Source organism: Tateyamaria sp. Alg231-49 (assembly GCF_900143535.1).
Classification (GTDB): Bacteria; Pseudomonadota; Alphaproteobacteria; order Rhodobacterales; family Rhodobacteraceae; genus Tateyamaria.
Genome location: NZ_FRFA01000005.1, coordinates 18,681 through 36,715 on the forward strand (window position 1 = coordinate 18,681; position 18,035 = coordinate 36,715).

15 protein-coding genes are annotated in these 18,035 nt (G+C 58.8%); 5 read left to right on the top strand and 10 right to left on the bottom strand.

Going from position 1 to position 18,035, the window contains the following annotated elements; translation table 11 throughout:
• Positions 1-67 precede the first annotated feature (67 nt).
• From DHN60_RS09035 to DHN60_RS09055, 5 genes are all read right to left on the bottom strand, one after another.
• Complete coding sequence (locus tag DHN60_RS09035) at positions 68-1,663, bottom strand: thiamine pyrophosphate-binding protein (RefSeq protein WP_108836983.1); 1,596 nt, start codon at positions 1,661-1,663, stop codon at positions 68-70.
• On the bottom strand, positions 1,663-3,111 hold the full coding sequence (locus tag DHN60_RS09040; protein ID WP_108836984.1) for a TrkH family potassium uptake protein: 1,449 nt from the start codon (positions 3,109-3,111) through the stop codon (positions 1,663-1,665). The genes DHN60_RS09035 and DHN60_RS09040 overlap by 1 nt, the downstream gene beginning before the upstream one ends.
• A 106-nt stretch (positions 3,112-3,217) precedes the next feature.
• Positions 3,218-3,451 (bottom strand): hypothetical protein, encoded by a 234-nt coding sequence (locus DHN60_RS09045; RefSeq protein ID WP_108836985.1) that lies wholly within the window; start codon positions 3,449-3,451, stop codon positions 3,218-3,220.
• 179 nt (positions 3,452-3,630) lie between these two features.
• The gene (locus DHN60_RS09050) at positions 3,631-4,317 is read right to left on the bottom strand and encodes a glutathione S-transferase N-terminal domain-containing protein (protein ID WP_108836986.1); all 687 of its coding nucleotides are present in this window, start codon (positions 4,315-4,317) and stop codon (positions 3,631-3,633) included.
• A 26-nt stretch (positions 4,318-4,343) separates the two neighbouring features.
• The gene (locus tag DHN60_RS09055; RefSeq protein ID WP_108836987.1) at positions 4,344-5,282 is read right to left on the bottom strand and encodes a DUF726 domain-containing protein; all 939 of its coding nucleotides are present in this window, start codon (positions 5,280-5,282) and stop codon (positions 4,344-4,346) included.
• A 295-nt stretch (positions 5,283-5,577) separates the two neighbouring features.
• On the opposite strand from DHN60_RS09055, the gene metZ reads away from it, so the two are divergent.
• Complete coding sequence (metZ, locus tag DHN60_RS09060; protein WP_108837265.1) at positions 5,578-6,765, top strand: O-succinylhomoserine sulfhydrylase; 1,188 nt, start codon at positions 5,578-5,580, stop codon at positions 6,763-6,765.
• A gap of 163 nt (positions 6,766-6,928) precedes the next feature.
• Positions 6,929-8,032, top strand: coding sequence for a GTP cyclohydrolase FolE2 (folE2, locus tag DHN60_RS09065; RefSeq protein ID WP_108836988.1), 1,104 nt, complete (start codon positions 6,929-6,931; stop codon positions 8,030-8,032).
• A 53-nt stretch (positions 8,033-8,085) separates the two neighbouring features.
• On the opposite strand, the gene DHN60_RS09070 is transcribed toward folE2, so the two are convergent.
• From DHN60_RS09070 to DHN60_RS09085, 4 genes are all read right to left on the bottom strand, one after another.
• Complete coding sequence (locus DHN60_RS09070; RefSeq protein WP_108836989.1) at positions 8,086-8,706, bottom strand: inner membrane-spanning protein YciB; 621 nt, start codon at positions 8,704-8,706, stop codon at positions 8,086-8,088.
• Positions 8,707-8,719: 13 nt separating this feature from the next.
• Positions 8,720-9,622, bottom strand: coding sequence for an EamA family transporter (locus DHN60_RS09075; RefSeq protein ID WP_108836990.1), 903 nt, complete (start codon positions 9,620-9,622; stop codon positions 8,720-8,722).
• A gap of 78 nt (positions 9,623-9,700) precedes the next feature.
• Positions 9,701-11,173 (bottom strand): signal recognition particle-docking protein FtsY, encoded by a 1,473-nt coding sequence (ftsY, locus tag DHN60_RS09080; protein ID WP_108836991.1) that lies wholly within the window; start codon positions 11,171-11,173, stop codon positions 9,701-9,703.
• Between the two features lie 528 nt (positions 11,174-11,701).
• Positions 11,702-13,396 (bottom strand): NAD(P)H-dependent oxidoreductase subunit E, encoded by a 1,695-nt coding sequence (locus tag DHN60_RS09085; protein ID WP_108836992.1) that lies wholly within the window; start codon positions 13,394-13,396, stop codon positions 11,702-11,704.
• Positions 13,397-13,609: 213 nt separating this feature from the next.
• Between DHN60_RS09085 and DHN60_RS09090 the strand changes: the two genes are divergently transcribed.
• Complete coding sequence (locus DHN60_RS09090) at positions 13,610-14,647, top strand: alkane 1-monooxygenase (RefSeq protein ID WP_306415985.1); 1,038 nt, start codon at positions 13,610-13,612, stop codon at positions 14,645-14,647.
• Positions 14,644-15,093, top strand: a complete 450-nt coding sequence (locus tag DHN60_RS09095; protein ID WP_306415986.1) for a hypothetical protein — start codon at positions 14,644-14,646, stop codon at positions 15,091-15,093. Before DHN60_RS09090 ends, DHN60_RS09095 begins: the two co-directional genes overlap by 4 nt.
• 6 nt (positions 15,094-15,099) lie before the next feature.
• Here the strand turns inward: DHN60_RS09095 and xseA are convergent, their stop codons facing one another.
• Positions 15,100-16,638: an exodeoxyribonuclease VII large subunit gene (gene xseA / locus DHN60_RS09100; protein WP_108836993.1), complete on the bottom strand. Its 1,539-nt coding sequence runs from the start codon at positions 16,636-16,638 to the stop codon at positions 15,100-15,102.
• 68 nt (positions 16,639-16,706) lie between these two features.
• On the opposite strand from xseA, the gene purD reads away from it, so the two are divergent.
• Positions 16,707-17,975: a phosphoribosylamine--glycine ligase gene (gene purD, locus DHN60_RS09105; protein ID WP_108836994.1), complete on the top strand. Its 1,269-nt coding sequence runs from the start codon at positions 16,707-16,709 to the stop codon at positions 17,973-17,975.
• The last annotated feature ends 60 nt before the right edge of the window (positions 17,976-18,035 follow it).

Consider the following 18,035-nt stretch of genomic DNA (forward strand, 5'->3'; position numbering starts at 1 on the left):
AGAATTTCGAGGCATCGCCCCGGCGCCGGCGTGCCTTCCCCACAGTATTTTGGGTCAGGCAAAGCCTTTAGGATGCGTTTAAGATATCAGGCGTGAGATAGATGATGGTCGGGCCATCCGCGTCAAAGGCGGCGCTAACGACGTCTTGCATGTCATTGAGCGACGTTGGTGCAACCGCCATGGCGCCAAAAGCCTCCGCAAGTTTGCAAAAGTCCGGATTGTGGGCAACCACCGCGTTGGGCGCGATCTGAGCGCGCACCATGCTGTCTTCGATCTCACCCAGCTTTGTATTGTCCCACAGGATGATGGGAAGCGGGAGTTTGAGCTCCACGGCAACGCCAAGTTCCGCCATCGTGTAGTGAAAGCCATAATCTCCGATGATCGCCATAGTTGGCAGGCCGGGCCGGGCCACGGCCCCACCAATGGCTGCCGGGGTCGCATAACCCAAAGTGCCGAAGCCCGTGGGGTGATGCCAATGTCCGGGGCGGTCCATGTCCCAAACTTCCTTGGCGGTGTAGGCCAATTGCGTCATGTCGGAGTAGATCATGGTGCCTTCAGGCACACAGTCACGCAGCGCATCGCACACCGGGACGATGCCGGGACGTTCTGCATCGACTTCAGCGCGCCAGTGGGCGCGGGATGCAGCGATGTCTTCAGCCTTCCAAGTGCTGTGCCCTTCTTGGGTCATCAGATCGAGAACGGCGTCAAAAAACAGTCCCGCGTCGCACTTGAAACCAGAATCACCCGCCCCGAGTTTTGCGATCACTTCATCATCCGTGTTGATACGGATATGGGCGCAAGTCGCACCCAACTCATCGCGCCACAAATCCACCTCGGCCAGGTCGGTACCCACCGAAACAACAAGGTCTGCCTGCGCAAATATGGCGGCACTGTCGGGTCGGGGCAGATACGCACCAAAGTGCAGCGGATCATCGCAAATCAGGCCCCGGCCCGCATATGTCGCAAAGGACGCAGCCCCGGATTTGCGGATCACTTCGGCAACCGGTCCGCCAGCGGAAACGGCACCGCCTCCGACCACGAAAATGGGTTTTTGCGCCGCCGCCAGACTGTCGGCAAACACTTTGGCGACGTCATGGTGGGGCGGGTTCAGGGTACCCGTCACGCTGCGCTCAGTGTCCCAGCCAGTAGGCGCCTGCGATTGCAACTGGGCGATGGGCACCTGAATATGCTTGGGGCGTTTGCGGGTGGTTTCAAATTCACCAAATGCCCGATCGATCAGGGCGTACGCGGCCGAGGCTGAACGCGCCTCTTCGGACCAGTCGCACACCGTTTCTGCCGCTGCGCGCTGGTCCTTCATTTGGTGCAACTGCCCCCTTGTCGCCACCGTTTCATCGAGACAGGACGAAATCACCAGCACCGGGACGCTGTCCGAATAGGCCTGCCCCATCGGCGTCATGATGTTGCATAGGCCCGGCCCCGTAATCACATAAGCCACACCCGGCTTGCCGCTGGCGCGCGCATAGCCATCGGCCATGAACCCCGCACCCTGTTCATGACGCGCCAGCACATGGGTGATCCCGGCCTCTTCGATGCCGCGGTACATTTCCTGATTGTGCACGCCCGGAATGCCAAAGATCACATCGACCCCGCGATCCTTGAGCATATGGGAAATCTGGGCACCAAGTGGGCGCGTTTGGGTCATCAGGCTCTCCAGAAACCGACAGTGAAAATAACATAGACAGCCATCAATTCCAGACGGCCGATCAGCATGGCAGCAGCGAGCAGCCATTTGGCTGTATCATTGAGGCCAGCAAAGTTGCCAGCCGGGCCGATCTCATCTCCGAAACCAGGGCCCACATTGGCAAGGGCGGTGGCAGCACCAGAAAGGGAGGTCACGAAATCAAGGCCAGTCATCGCCAGTGCGACCGACAACATGCCCAAGGTCACAGTAAAAAACATGAAGAATGACATGACCGAGTTCAGGACATCGTCACCCACGGGCCGCCCGGCATAGCGGGGGGTAAACACACCATGCGGACTGCGGGTTTTTTGCAATTGGGTTTTGATTGAGGCGAACAGCAACTGGTAGCGAAATATCTTGATCGAACAGGCGGTCGAGCCCGCGCAGCCGCCAATGAGACCCGTAAAGAACAACACGGCAATCGCGTAACTGCCCCATTGATTATAATCAGCATTGGCATAACCGGTGCCCGTCATCAGCGACACGGAGTTGAACATTGCAAGGCGTAACGCCTCTTCTCCGCTGGCGTTTGACTGCAACAGGTTCCAGCCAGTGATCAGCGAGACGATTATAACAGCTGTAACCAGAAATACGTGGATCTGCGTGTCGCGCAGCAAGGGGCGCGCCGTGCCTGCGCTGAGTTGTACAAACCGCACGAATGGCAAGGCGGCAAGGATCATGAACAGGCAGGCCACATAAGACACCGCCGGGTTAAAGGCGGCAAAAGAGGCATCGTAATTGGCAAATCCGCCGGTCGCGATTGTCGTCATGGCGTGCACAACGGCATCAAACGGGCTCATCCCCGCGCTCACATAAGCAAGCGCACAGATCAGCGACAGGCCGACATAGATCACCGAAATCCGGCTGGCGATTTCCGTGGCACGGGGCAGGATTTTGCCCATCGTGTCAAAACCTTCGGTCCGGAAAATCTGCATACCCCCGACCCGCAGTTCGGGCAGAAACACCATAGCCACAACGATGATACCGATGCCGCCTAGCCATTGCAGGATCCCGCGCCACAGCAGCAGACCGCGGGGCAACTCTTCGAGCCCGGAAAAGACAGTGGAGCCGGTAGTGGTGAGGCCCGACATCGCCTCAAAGAACGCGTCGACAAAGCGCGCTTCGGTCGCGCCGAAGTAAAAGGGTAAGGCCCCAAAAATGGGAAGCGCCAGCCAAACGCCGGTGGTCAGCAAAAAGGTCTGCTGGATTGTCAAACCTTCGCCGACGCTGTTGGAACAACTCAGGGCGATGATCCCGCCCACGGCCAGCGTGATTATACCGCTTTCGGCGAAGACGGCCCAATGTCCGTTACCGTCCGTCAGATCAAGAAACAGCGGAACCATCATTGCAAGCCCGAGCATCGCAACAAGCAGGCCGATCACGTATCCGATGGGTCGCAGGTCTAACATTGCGCCCACCGTTGAAGGGCCGGGCGTAAGGTGTCAAGCGACACCACGGCGTCGCAAGCGTTGATGAGCAAAAAGCCCGAGGGTTGCCCGGGCTTTGGTAGGTAGATCAGAGATGCATCATATCGCGAAAGACGTATGTTGGGATGTCTTCGCGGCGCAGGTTCATAACCTTCAGTTCTTCATCAGTTTTTGCATTCAGCAATTCGATCTGGCGAAAACGTGCTTCTGCAGCGTTTGCGGTAGACATGGCCATCGCACGCCCGACCATAGTGAAAAAGCCGCTGATGTTGGTCCAGATGTTCGAAAATGTGGAGCTGTGTGTGTCTGTTACGAATGCCATCGTGTGCCTCTTTTCGGTTTGAAAACTCGTCCTCCCGATGAGACATAAATAGGATGCTGCAGCGCAGAATACCAATGCCATTCCTGCATAGCCGGGTTGCGGCGAGCGGGTAAGGCGTTTGAATGGTTAAGATATTTTGAACGAAAGTCTTGGTTGAAACGCTCGTTAGGATCTTCGCTTTAGTTCTTTTGCTTGAACAGCGTGTCCTGTCCCTTTTTGTCCTGCTGCTCTTTTCGCAACTCTGCATGCAGCGCACGGCCAGCCTGAACTGCGGGGCGCGCTCCCACCGCTTCCAACCAACGTGCAAGGTGCGGTTTGTCTTCAAGGGTTTGTTGTTGCCCTTCCCACAATGACGCCCAAGGCCAGATCGCCATATCAGCGATGGAATAGTCGCCGGCTACAAATTCATGTTGGGCCAACTGGCGATCCAAAACTCCGTAAAGACGCCCCGTTTCATTGCGATAGCGATCCTTGGCATAGGCGATGTCGTGCCCCATTTGCGGCGCATATTTCAGAAAATGGTGCGCCTGCCCCGCCATCGGGCCGACGCCCCCCATTTGCCACATCAGCCATTGGTCCACGGCGACCCGCTCCCGTTCTGTCGCACCGCAAAACTTGCCAGTCTTGCGCGCCAGATATTGTAAGATCGCGCCGGATTCGAAGATCGAGATCGGTGCACCGTCTGGCCCGTCGGGGTCCGTGATCGCGGGCATCCGGTTGTTGGGCGAAATCTTGAGAAAGTCCGGTTTGAACTGATCCCCTTTGCCAATATTAACCAGATGGGTCGTGTAGGGCAGCCCGAACTCCTCCAGAGCAATCGAGGCTTTCCACCCGTTCGGCGTAGGCCAGAAATAAAGATCGATCATTTGGAACTCCCGGAGATGTCAGGGGGTTATGATGCTCTTTTCTGCGCCATGGGCAAGGGCCGCGTCATTTTGGGAGGCGCAAACATACGTGACCAGCGCGGCGCTGCTGCGTCAGGCAGAACCTGTTGCAGCGCCAGCAAAGGAACCGCCTGTGGATTGCGCAATAAATGGCCGTAAAAGCGCATCGCGCCTGGGCGCGTGTAGCCGGACCAGTGGCACATCCGCCGCGCGGGCGGTGCGACATGCCCGCCAAATCGTGTAAGGGCAGCCAAGGTGCGAGCACAGTCGAGTTGCATATTGACGACATTGGGCAGCGCAAGCCCCATACTCATCGCCCGATCCCCTGCAACCGGGGGCGCAATCAGGCGTTCATATATAAAATCGAAAATGTCGTTCTCGCGGCTGGTGATATTGAACAGTTCGGCTGCGCGCCCTGCCGGGCTTTGCATCGCGTCGACCGCGCGAATGGCATATGTGGCGCCCGAAAGGGCGATGATGCGTTGCACGGCATTGTCCGGCAGCGTTTGCAGCGCCTCAAAAATCACTTCCGACCCCATGGAGTGGCTGATCACATGGATCGGACGATTGGGCGCCGCGCGCCGCATCAGCCCAATCACTTCTGCAAGGTGTCGTCCCGCCACACGCGCAGAACTCTCGGCCCGCCAAAGATTGCCCCGCGCCCGCCAAGCAAAGGCGATGGCAAGCCCTTCGTTTGCGTTCCCGCTGCAAAAGCCCAGATGCCGCAACCACTGAACGTTACCATCTTTTTGATGGCGCGTTTCAGTTCCAAAAATCGAAGTGTGCGGTGAAAAGACCGTGTCCTCGGGATCGTATTTAAAACCGTGGATCAGCACCATTATGGGACCAGTTCCGCGCGCAGCGTTTCTGACCGCAGGCAAAGCGGCGGCGGGCGAGCCATGCACTGTCAGACCTCCGGGCCCTGCATTCAGTCTCAGGATCGGCATTTCAACGCCTCCTACCACATCTAGTGGGGCCACGATGGATCAGACATATGACTTGCAGATGAAATTTAGGTTACAGCACCGTGACGGTGTTGACGTGCAACACTTCTGATCGTACCCCATGCCATGTGGCGATTTGTTACCGGATTGCGGGCCACCCCAACGCCTTTCACCGAAAGGCTGGTTGGAAAACTCCGCTAAAAGGTCAGGATGAAAGCCCCCCTTTCGCTTGGCCGCGTCTGGGGGTTTTTTGTGGCCTGACCCCGACTTCAGGCCCTGTGAATATGGAGCAATGCTCATGAGCGATACATGGAACCCGCGCACCCGCGCTGTGCATGGTGGCACGCGCCGCAGCCAATATGGAGAAGTCAGCGAAGCGATTTTTCTGACCCAAGGCTTCGTCTACGACAGTGCCGAGGCTGCTGCTCAGCGGTTCGAGGCCGCAGGCGAGGATGAGTTCATTTACGCCCGCTATGGCAACCCCACGGTGCGGATGTTCGAAGAACGTATCGCGATGCTGGAAGGGGTCGAGGACGGTTTTGCCACAGCTTCAGGCATGGCAGCCGTATCCGGAGCCCTGACGGCAATGCTCAAGAGTGGCGACCGTGTTGTGTCGGCGCGCGCGCTCTTTGGGTCCTGTCTTTATGTGCTGGAAGAAATCCTGACGCGCTATGGGGTCGAGGTGGTCTTTGTAGACGGCACCGATCTGGATCAATGGCGGGCGGCGATCACACCCGAAACCACAGCTGTGTTCTTTGAATCTATCTCGAACCCAACTTTGGAAGTGGTGGATATCGCAGCTGTCTCTGACATGGCCCATTCAGTGGGTGCAACTGTTCTGGTGGACAACGTGTTTGCCACCCCGGTTTTTTCGAACGCCATCTCGCAGGGTGCGGATGTGGTGATCTATTCGGCGACCAAGCACATTGACGGACAGGGGCGTGCCCTTGGCGGGATCATCCTTGGGACGCGCGATTTCATACGTAAAACGGTTGAACCCTACATGAAACACACTGGCGGTTCGATGTCGCCATTTACCGCCTGGGTGATGCTCAAGGGTTTGGAAACGCTGGATATGCGGGTGCGCGCGCAGGCTGAAACGGCGCTGGCGCTGGCGGATGCGCTGCAAGGCCACGACGCACTGGCACGGGTTCTTTACCCCGGCCATCACACCCATGCCCAACACCCGCTTGTGCAGGCGCAGATGGGCGGCCAAGGCGGCACGGTTCTGTCACTTGATCTGAAGGATGGTCAGGCGGCTGCGTTCAAATTCCTAAACGCGCTGACGATCCCGGTGATTTCGAACAATCTGGGAGACGCAAAATCGATCCTGACCCACCCGGCTACAACCACGCACCAGCGATTGCCGCAGGACCAAAAGGATATCCTTGGCATTACGCCTGGCCTTGTGCGCATGTCGGTGGGGTTGGAAGATGCACAGGATTTGCGTGCGGACATTCTGCAAGCTCTTGATCAAGCAAAATAATGCAGTTTGGGCGTCAATTTGGTGCCCAATGCCGCAATCTGTCAGTATGTCGGCCTAATTGTCATCCATGTTGCAAGTGCGCACGTATTCGTTAGCACTGTTGGACATACGCGGTGGGCGGCTTACATGCTGTCCACGAAGACAAGAAAGGGGGGCTACTTCTATGAACATTCATACGCCCGATATTACTGCAATACCCGAACGTGACGAGGCCGAAGCCGCACTGGATCTGCTGCGCCGCTGGGCCAAATCCGCCTCTACAACCGATATTCTGGAACTCGACCCTTCCGTGGCACGGCTTGTGCCCGGAGGCGACGCGGTCGACTATCCATCCCTTGCGCGGGACTACCCGTCAGATTTTGCCGTAAATGACGGATACAAAGATACCCTGCCCGACCTGCAGAACGGCCCATCCAGCCTGATCCGCGGAGCAAAGCAGCAAATTCAGCACGTGGGGATTTCGAACTTCCGACTGCCGCTGCGCGTGCAAACCCGCGGTGGCGATGCGCTGACGCTCGAGACGTCCGTAACCGGCACTGTCAGCCTTGAGGCCGACAAGAAGGGCATCAACATGTCCCGGATCATGCGTTCGTTTTATCAATACGCCGAAGAGACTTTCAGCTTTGAAGTGATCGAGGCGGCACTGGATGACTATAAATCAGACCTCGAAAGCTTTGACGCGCGCATTCAGATGCGGTTCAGCTTTCCGATGAAAATCGACAGCTTGCGCTCGGGCCTTTCTGGCTATCAGTACTACGACATCGCTCTGGAACTGGTTGAACAGGCAGGCGTGCGCAAAAAGATCATGCATCTGGACTATGTCTATTCGTCAACTTGCCCCTGTTCGCTGGAACTGAGTGAGCATGCCCGCGTAACACGCGGTCAATTGGCGACACCCCATTCCCAGCGATCTGTTGCGCGGGTGTCTGTGGTTTTGGACGATGACGCCAAATGCTTATGGTTTGAGGACCTGATCGAAGCATGTCGTCGTGCGGTCCCAACTGAGACTCAAGTCATGGTCAAGCGCGAGGATGAACAGGCCTTTGCCGAGTTGAACGCCGCCAATCCGATCTTTGTAGAAGATGCGGCCCGGTTGTTTTGCGAGCAGCTGCTGGCAGATGTGCGCGTGGGTGACTTCCGCGTGGTGGCCAGCCATCAGGAAAGCCTGCACAGCCATGATGCTGTCTCGGTACTGACCGAAGGTGATACATTCGCCAGTGACAGCATCGATCCACGCATGTTCTCAACCTTGTTCCACGTCGGATAAGGCCAAGGCGGAGGACACCTCCGCCTTACCTCTCACCCACCCCTGGAACGCAGTTATTGCGGCGCTTCGGGTGGGTCGCCTTCCTCAATCAGGTAGGATTGCAACGCTGTAATCTGCCAAAACAGGAAGGCCACCAACGCAATCGGAAAGCCGAACGTTTCGATCTTGACCCACGCATCTGTCGACATGGTGCGCCAGATCACTTCGTTGGCGACTGCCAGAGCCGCGAACATCGCACAAAGGCGCCGGGTGAGGATCATCCATCCCTCGTGACGCATCGGCATGGCGTCATTCAACACATAGGCCAGCCAACTTTGGCCACGCAGCAGGCCGATGCCTAAAAGCAGCGCAAAGACCCCATAGACAATCGAGGTCTTCATCTTGAAGAACCGTTCGTCATTGAACCAAGCTGTCAGCCCGCCAAAGAAGATCACCATAAAGGCAGTAAAAATCTGCATCCGGCTGAGTTTACCGGTGAGGGCCCAAAGCACCGCGATGGCCACCAGAAGGATCGGAACGAAGATCAAAGTGGCAACGATGAATCCCGAATAGTCGGTGCCTGCATAGGTATAGGTTTCATCCCGTATGCGCAGATAGATCAGAAAAAAGACCACCGGCGGGCCCAGTTCCAAGACCTGCTTAAGGATCGGGTTGATGTCGCGTGCTTTGTCCATGCTCTGCCCTTTGTTACCCGCCCAGTTCCACAATCACAGCACCCAGCGCGATCAGGGCCATCAGCGCAATTCTGCGTGGTCCTACCGTTTCTTTCAGCACCAGCCAACCGATAATGGCGGCAAAGACAGTCGATGTCTCGCGCAGCACCGCCGCCTCACCCACTTTGTCGAGCCGTGTTGCCAACATGATCGCGCCAAAACTGAAAAACGCTACGAACCCGCCAATGAGTCCGCGCAGCGCCAGAGGCGGCAGACTGGGTGGATTGTCCATACGACGCCACCGCATATACGCAATCGGCGGCATGAAAATTCCGTCGATCATGAAAAACCATGCCAGAAAGGTGAACGGGTTCTCGGTGGCCCGGATTCCGTAGGCGTCGTAGGTCGTATAGAGCGCGACGAAAAGCCCGGTCAGCACCGCAAGCCCAAGGGCCGCGTTCAAAGTATCCCGCTCGGACGTCAAAAAAATCAGGTTGTAGACCGCAAGCCCGAAGATACCCGACAGCAGCACCGCAACGCCAAACCATTGAGTGAGCGTAAACAACTCTCCGAACAGCAAGTAGGCACCAATCACAGCAAAGAGCGGCCCCGTGCCACGTACTACCGGATAAACCACCGTGTATGCACCCTTGGTGTAGGCCCACGCCTGCAGCAGCTTGTAGATCACGTGGATGACGAAAGCGCCTGCAAAGATCGGCCACATGTGCGGCTCGGGCCAAGGCACGACAAATAGCGCAAAGGGTGCAGCCATGAGCCCGTAAGAGGCGTCGATCGCACCCCTTGTCAGCCAAGGATCGTGTCGGCCTTTTTGCAGCGCGCCGAAAACCGCGTGCAAAAAGGCGGCAAGGATTGCGAGGAACAGAGCCACCTGATGCCCCGTTTCCGTTCCCTCGATGCTGATCAGCCAGTCCGTCACGTCAGCCGATGAGGGGGCTGTCTGCCCCCGCCCTGCGGGCCTCCCGAGGATTTTTTGAAATCAGAGAAGACAGACGCGTCATTCAGCGTCGAGGCCTGTGAGCGCGGCAGCGAAGTCTTCGGGGTCGAATGCAGCGAGATCATCGATTTGTTCGCCCACCCCAATGGCGTGGATCGGCAGGCCGAACTTGTCCGCAAGGGCCACCAGCACACCCCCTTTTGCAGTGCCGTCCAGTTTTGTCATCACAAGGCCGGACACATCCGAGACCTCTTGGAACACCTTAACCTGATTGAGTGCATTTTGCCCTGTCGTCGCGTCCAACACCAATAGTGTATTGTGGGGCGCGCTTGGGTCTTTCTTGCGAATGACGCGCACGATCTTGGCCAGTTCCTCCATCAGATCGTCGCGGTTTTGCAAACGCCCGGCGGTGTCGATCATCAGCAGGTCGGCACCATCGGCCTGCGCCTGTGTCATGGCTTCAAAGGCGAGGCTGGCGGGATCAGACCCTTCGGGCGCGGTGAGTACCGGCACCCCTGCCCGCGTGCCCCACACCTGCAACTGCTCAACGGCAGCGGCGCGGAACGTATCACCTGCGGCGATGACCACCGACTTACCAGCGGCCCGGAACTGGCTGGCCAGTTTGCCGATGGTCGTGGTTTTGCCCGACCCGTTGACGCCCACAACCAGAACCACCTGCGGCGTTTGCGGATAGAGCGGTAGCGGCTTGGCCACAGGCTCCATAATCCGCGCGATTTCGCTGGCCATCAGTTCTTTGATTTCCTGAACAGACAGCTTATTGCCCATGCGCCCTTCGGCCATATTGGCCGTTACCCGCAGAGCTGTGTCCACGCCCATGTCTGCTGCGATCAACAACTCTTCGAGTTGCTCGAGCATGTCGTCATCCAGCGTGCGGCGCAGCACCGGCGCTGAGTCTTTGCGGCCAAGAAGGCGCCCCAAAATGCCCCGCGATGGTGCCTGTGCACTGCTTGCAGGTTCAACGTCCTCTAAGGGGGATGCGTCAAGCTTCACCTTCAACGGCGCTGGGGCGGGCTCGGGCTGTGCTGCGGGTGGAATGGCAGGCACATCCGCTGGCACGTCCCGGGGCTCGGGTGCGGGCACCTCTTCAGGTTCCTCTTTGGCTGCAGGCATCGGATGCGGTGGAACATCATGCTCAGGAACAGGTGGCGGTGACCACTCAGGTTCCTTTGAGGCGGCAGGCTCTGGGTCAGGTTCAGGAGCCTGCTCGGGCTCGGGAATCTTTTCGGGTTCGTGAGCTATGGTTGGTTCAGGCTCGGGCGTTGGTTCCGGTTCCGGCACCGGGTCACGAACCTGTTCAGGTGCTGGCGCGGGGATTGGGTCTTGTACGGGTTTCGCGGTGGGTTCAGGCGTGGACGCTACTTCCGGAACAGGCGCGTCAGTAGCAGTGTTAGATGCATCATCAACAGGCAGCGCCTCTTCGACACCGCCATCTTCGACAATCGCCTCGAGCCCTTCATCCAGCTTGGATGAGGATTTGAACAAACGGTCTTTGAGTTTCTTGAAAAATGCCATGGTGCCTCCGCTTACGCCTTCACCTAATGCGCTTTGACGTGCTGGAAAAGGCCGTATCTGCCCGCGAGCGTCGCGCACCAGATCATATAAGGTACAGGGGCCAGATATCTGAGCACGCTGATCTGTTGTGCGCAGATGGACCCACAGAGCATGACCAAACGGAAAAACGCGCAAGGGCTGTGACCCTTGCGCGTTTGGGAACTGGTTACCCTGCGGACCACGTGGCCCGAAATGATGCGTTACCCTGGCATGTGCGACCGTACGCCCTCAAAGCAGATAGCCGGTGAAAGTCCGACCAGTTTGAGAAGTGCGGCAGCGGCGGGCACTAGGCCCATTGCGCAAATCGCGTTCGCCTGTGATGCAACTGTCTTTTACTAATTACGCCGATTGAGTATCTGCGCTGAAATCAAGATAGGCGAAATTTCGCCTATTTGCAACCAAATCCACCTTTACCTTGCGTTAGGCAAAAAAATTCAATGTTTCTCGCGCCGATTCCCTCTCAGGTGGCAAGCCGCCGACACTTTACAATCAGATTTCGTCTTCAAAGTGCTGCATCACCAGCTTGATAGGATTCGGTGCGGCCTGCCCCAACCCACAGATCGACGCGTCTGTCATGGCTGTGCACAGTTCGCCCAGCAGCCCCTGATCCCACGTGTCCGCCTGCATCAGCTTGACCGCCTTTTCGCACCCCACACGGCAGGGCGTGCATTGCCCACAGCTTTCATCCTCAAAGAACCGTAGCATGTTCAGCGCGGCATCCCGCGCGCGATCCTGGTCCGACAGGACCACGACCGCCGCTGAGCCGATGAAGGTGCCATGGGGTTGCAGCGTGTCAAAATCCAGAGGGATGTCGTGCATCGTAGCGGGCAAAAGCCCAGAGGACGGGCCACCCGGCTGGTAGGCTTTGAACACGTGCCCATCAGCCATTCCTCCGGCGGCCGCAATAATTTCGGTGATGGTCGAACCCGCGGGCAACTCATAAACGCCCGGCGTTTTCACGCGACCTGACACCGAATAGCTGCGCAATCCCACACGTCCATTGTGCTGGACATCGGACATGATCTGAGGGCCCTCGCGCAGGATGCGTGTCACCCAGTGCAGCGTTTCGACATTGTGCACCAGCGTCGGTTGTCCAAACAGCCCGACCTGCGCCACGAATGGAGGGCGGTGGCGTGGAAGGCCGCGCTTGCCCTCGATGGATTCGATCATGGCGCTTTCTTCACCGCAGATATACGCGCCAGCCCCACGACGCAGGTCGATGTATCCCGGTTCAGCGAGTCCAGCAGCTTCCAAAGCCGCAATTTCGCGACGCAGGATGTCCAGTACTGCGGGGTATTCGTCCCTCATATAAATATAGCATCGCTCTGCTTCGACGGCCCAAGCCGCAACCAGCATCCCTTCAAGGAACAGATGTGGCCGCCGTTCGAGGTGGTACCGGTCCTTGAATGTTCCAGGCTCGCCCTCATCCCCGTTCACGGCCAGATAACGTGGGCCCGGATTGGCGCGAACGAACCTTAACTTTTTGCCAGCAGGGAAACCTGCACCGCCCAGCCCGCGCAGTCCCGCAGAAAGAACGGTGTCGAGAGTGATTTCCCAGTCGCCGTTTTTTCGCAGATCAAGCAGCGTGGCATAGCCACCGCCTGCACGGTACGCATCGAAAGCCTCATAGTCCGGGACATGCGCATGCGTATCGCCTGCTGCGATGGCTGCGTGGACCTTTTCGACCGTGGCGTTGTCGATATGGTTGTGACCCAATTCCAAGGTCGGCGCCGTGTCGCAGCGCCCCATGCAGGGCGCGCGCAGAACACGGACTTCGCTTGAATCCAGCCCCTCCTCAAGAGCGGCCTTGAGCGCCTGCGCCCCCGCCAATTCACAAGACAGGGAATCGCAGACCCGGATGGTCAGCGCAGGCGGTGGCGCCTCACCTTCTTTGACCACATCGAAATGGGCATAAAACGTGGCGACTTCGTAAACTTCGGCCATGCTCATGCGCATCTCTTCGGCGAGCGCGCGCAGATGGGCAGCACTCAGGTGGCCATAGGCGTCCTGAATTAGGTGGAGAAATTCGATCAGCAGATCGGCGCGGCGTTCCTGATCCCCCAAAAGAGCGTTGACCTCGTCCCACGCCTGATCTTCCAGCGCGCGGCCTTTGGGACGCACTCGGCCCTTGCCCTTGCCGGATTTCCAGACACCCTTGCCCTTTTCCACACGATCCAGCGCCATGCCGCACTCCCTTGGCCCGATTTCACCGCGAACATATCAGCGGCGGCACCGCGTCTTGAGCCCAAAAGCGACCCCAAAATGCGCAAAGCACGCGCCGATGCGCGGCACTGTGGCGCGCATGGGACACCAATGGGTGCACCAATACCTCGGCTAAGACGCACACAAGCCTCCCGTGGTAGTCTGCGCGCAACAAAAAAGGAGCGATTCTGCCTGATGTTACGCCTGTTGCCTTTTGTGGTAGCGACGTGCACGCCCGCCGGACTTTTGCTGGCGGCGTGTGTCTTTGGGGGCGTGTGGGCAGGCAGTGCCATTCTGGCGATTACGGTTGTGGTTTTTAGCCTCGACAAGATCGGGCGGGTCGCGCCTATTTCTGACGCGAACGGGCACTGCCTGTCTGTCGTTCTGGGCGTGTTGCACTTTATTCTGTTGGGCGCTGCTGCTTGGGCCATGAATGGCCCGCTGCCATTGCTCGACAAGGTACTGCTGATCGTGGGCTGCGGCCTCTATTTTGGACAGATCTCGAACGCCAATGCGCACGAATTGATCCACCGTGCAGACCGCTGGGCCTTTCGATTGGGGGCAGCGAACTATGCCAGCCTCCTGTTCGGCCATCACACCAGCGCACATCGTCTGGTGCATCACGTGCACGCCGCAACGCCTAAAGACCCCGCAACAGCGCGGGGTGGCGAGGGTTTCTGGGCCTACTTGCCACGCACATGGGCGGGCAGTTTTCGAGCAGGACTGCGAGCAGAGCGTCAGCGCTATGCAGGAGTACGCTGGCCCGCGCCATATGTCGGGTACATTGCCGGAGCCATAATCACGCTTGCCGTGGCCTTCACACTTGGGGGCGTTTCGGGTGTGGCAGGCGTTATCGCGATCGCGGTCTATGCCCAGATACAATTGATGTTGTCGGACTATGTGCAGCACTACGGGCTGGAACGGCAGATGCAAGCCGACGGGAGCCGCGAGAAGATGGGACCACAGCACTCATGGAACGCCCCCCACTGGTACTCATCCGCGATGATGTTAAACGCGCCACGCCACTCTGCGCACCATACCCAGCCGGGCCGGGCCTATCCCCAACTTGAGTTGGATGCAGAGACGATGCCGATGCTGCCCCGCTCGCTACCTGTTATGGGCATGATCGCGCTGGTTCCATCGTTGTGGCGCCGGGTCATGGACCAGCGTGTTGCCGCGTGGCGGAAACGACGATCTGTGGAAAACAGCCCATTGGAGCCTGCGATCCCATGATCACGCGCTTGCGACTGGTGCCTTTTGGCGCGCTCTGTCAGGATGCGCCTATGCGAATGATCCAGTCTTTTCTTGCCGTGTTGTCTTCTGCTTCTGCGGTAGCCGCAAACCCTATGTCAGCGGCCGAGTTCGAGGCCTACGTGACGGGAAAGACGTTGTACTATGGACGTGAAGGCGCCGCGTATGGCGCTGAAATCTATCATGAAAACCGCCGAGTGACATGGTCCTTCCTCGATGGGGAGTGCAAAGAAGGGCACTGGTACAACGAGGGTACCAGTATCTGCTTCGTCTACGAAGACCGCATCGATCCACAGTGCTGGACGTTCGAACGCGGATCCTCCGGGCTTGTTGCGACGTTTGAGAACAATCCTGACAGCCAGGAACTTTATGAGGCACAGGACGTTGGCGAAGAGATGATCTGCCTTGGGCCGAAAATCGGGGTTTAAGGCGCCCTAAAACAGGGATCCCTGCTCTGGCGGTTTGGACTTGGCCTTGGGTTGAGTCGTGCCGCCAAGTTTGAGACGTCCATCTGCAAACTCGATCTCGAGGGCCGTTGCGGTTTCGGCGGCCGCCCGCGTGGTCACAATCTCGCCCCCGCCGCGCACCACTGCGTATCCGCGTGCAAGCGTCGCCTTGTAGCTCAGCGTTTCGCGCAGCCGGTCCATGGCATCCAGTCGCGCGCGCAATTGTTCAATCTGGTGCGTGCCTATGGCCTGCAGCCGACCTCGCACAGCGTCAAAACGCGCGCGCGCCTGATCGGTGTCCTGTATCAACAAGCGTGGGGCAAAGCGCGCAACGCGGGCCTCAAGCTGTTCGCGCCTGCGTGCCGCGATTCGCGCCAAAGCCGGGGCCAACCGGTCCGACATCGTGTTCAGCCTTTGCTGTTCACTGCGCATCTGACGGGTCAATACGGCGGGGCGCAACGTACCCGAAACATCCGACAGCCGTACGCGTCTGCGCTGCACTCCGGCAATCAGCGCCGGGCCAAGCCTGTCACCAAGCACGTCCAAACGCTGGCGCGGCCCCTCGACCAGAGCATCCGGGCGCGGCAGTGCGCGTGCCAGATCGCGCAAACGCTGGGTGCGGCGCACCAGGCTCGTGCTCAGGCTCGCCGCCATGCGCCCGCCCGCCTGTTCAACCCATGCGGCCAGTTCATGGCGCACAGGTACTGCAATTTCGGCAGCCGCAGTTGGCGTCGGCGCGCGCTGGTCGGACACAAAGTCAATCAGCGTCGTGTCCGTTTCGTGCCCCACAGCAGAGATCAGCGGAATATCTGATGCCGCAGCGGCGCGGGCCACAACTTCTTCGTTAAAGCCCCACAAATCCTCGACCGATCCACCGCCTCGGGCCACAATCAACAAATCCGGGCGCGGCATCGCTCCACCAGGCGTCATCACGTTGAAACCTTCAATTGCGCGAGCCACTTCTGGCGCACACGCGGCACCCTGCACCGCCACAGGCCAGATCAGAACCTTACGTGGGAACCGATCCCGCAAACGGTGCAAGATATCGCGAATGACTGCCCCTTGGGGCGAGGTCACAACCCCAATCACTTCGGGCAGATAAGGCAGCGGCTTTTTGCGTTCGGCATCAAACAACCCTTCCGCCGCCAGCGCTTTCTTGCGTTTTTCAAGCAGGGCCATCAGCGCGCCCTCGCCCGCAATGGCGATGCGTTGGGCGTTAAGCGAGAATTTGGACTGAAAACCGGAAGCCGTCATACGCCCTTCGGCAACAACCTCCATCCCCTCTTCGGGCATCGTCCCAAGCTCGGGCACCTGCCCCTTCCAAGTCATGCAGGACAGCACGTTGCGTTCGTCTTTGAGATCGAAATACAAATGGCCCGAGCGTGCCAAAACCACGCGGCCAACCTCGCCCTTGATCCGGACCCAGCCCAGTTCACCTTCAATCAGCTTTTTGACCCGACCCGCGATTTCCGAGACCGAGAATTCCGGCGTGTTGGATCCCGGTACAGGATCGTCAAGAAGGTCCATGGGCTGTCCTTGTGTGCATCGCCTGTGCAGCTTAGAACGCGAGAAGACAAAGGCCAAGGAGTGCGCCCATGAACATTCTGATTTTGGGCGGCGGTGGCCGCGAACATTCTCTGGCTTGGGCCGTCCTGCAAAACCCTAAATGCGACCGGTTGGTGGTTGCCCCAGGCAATGCCGGAATCGCTGCGATTGCAGATTGCGCTAACCTCGACATCAGCGACGGCGGCGTGGTGGTTACCTTTGTCGAAGAAGAAGCCATAGATTTCGTCATCATCGGCCCCGAAGCGCCCCTTGCCGCTGGCGTGGCGGACCGGCTGCGCGATGCGGGCGTACTGGTGTTTGGCCCCAGCAAGGCGGCCGCACAGCTCGAAGCCTCCAAGGCCTTTACCAAAGAGATTTGCGCCGCTGTTGATGCACCCACCGCGGCCTACGGCCACTTTACCGATGCCGCTGCAGCGCGGGCTTATGTGTCTGAAATGGGTGCGCCCATTGTCGTTAAGGCCGACGGACTGGCCGCAGGCAAAGGCGTCATCATCGCCGAAACCGTGGCGCAGGCCCATGCCGCAATCGACGACATGTTCGGCGGCGCGTTTGGCGGCGCAGGTGCCGAAGTGGTGATCGAAGAATTTATGACTGGCGAAGAGGCGTCTTTCTTTGTCCTGTGCGATGGCGCGGACGTCTTACCCATTGGCACCGCCCAAGATCACAAGCGCGTCGGCGAAGGCGACACTGGCCCCAATACCGGCGGCATGGGCGCCTATTCCCCGGCCCCGGTCTTGAGCGAAGCTATCGCGGCTCGCGCCCTCGACGAGATCATCCGGCCCACCATGGCCGAGATGGCGCGGCGCGGGATGCCCTACCAGGGGGTGCTCTATGCCGGATTGATGATCGAGGACGGCGCGCCGCGACTGGTGGAATACAACGTTCGCTTTGGCGATCCGGAGTGTCAGGTGCTGATGATGCGTCTGGGAGCGCAAGCGTTTGATCTGATGCATGCTGCAGCCGAAGGGCGACTGGCCGAAGCGCAGGTCAACTGGGCGGACGATCATGCCATGACTGTGGTGATGGCGGCCAATGGCTATCCGGGTTCTTACGATAAGGGCGCTGTGATCGGGGGGCTGGACGCATTGCCCGAAACCAGCAGCCAGATGGTGTTCCACGCCGGAACAAAGGCGCAAAGCGGCGCTATCACAGCGTCTGGTGGGCGTGTCCTAAACGTGACCGCACGCGGGACCACCCTTCAGGAAGCGGCGGCAAAAGCCTATGACATGGTGGACGCGATCGACTTTCCTGACGGTTTTTGCCGGCGCGACATTGGCTGGCGCGCGCTCAAACCCTGAACATCATCTCGCCTGATAGTCTGCTGTCGGAGGTTTCCGCAGTCTGGAAATGCGCAGGGC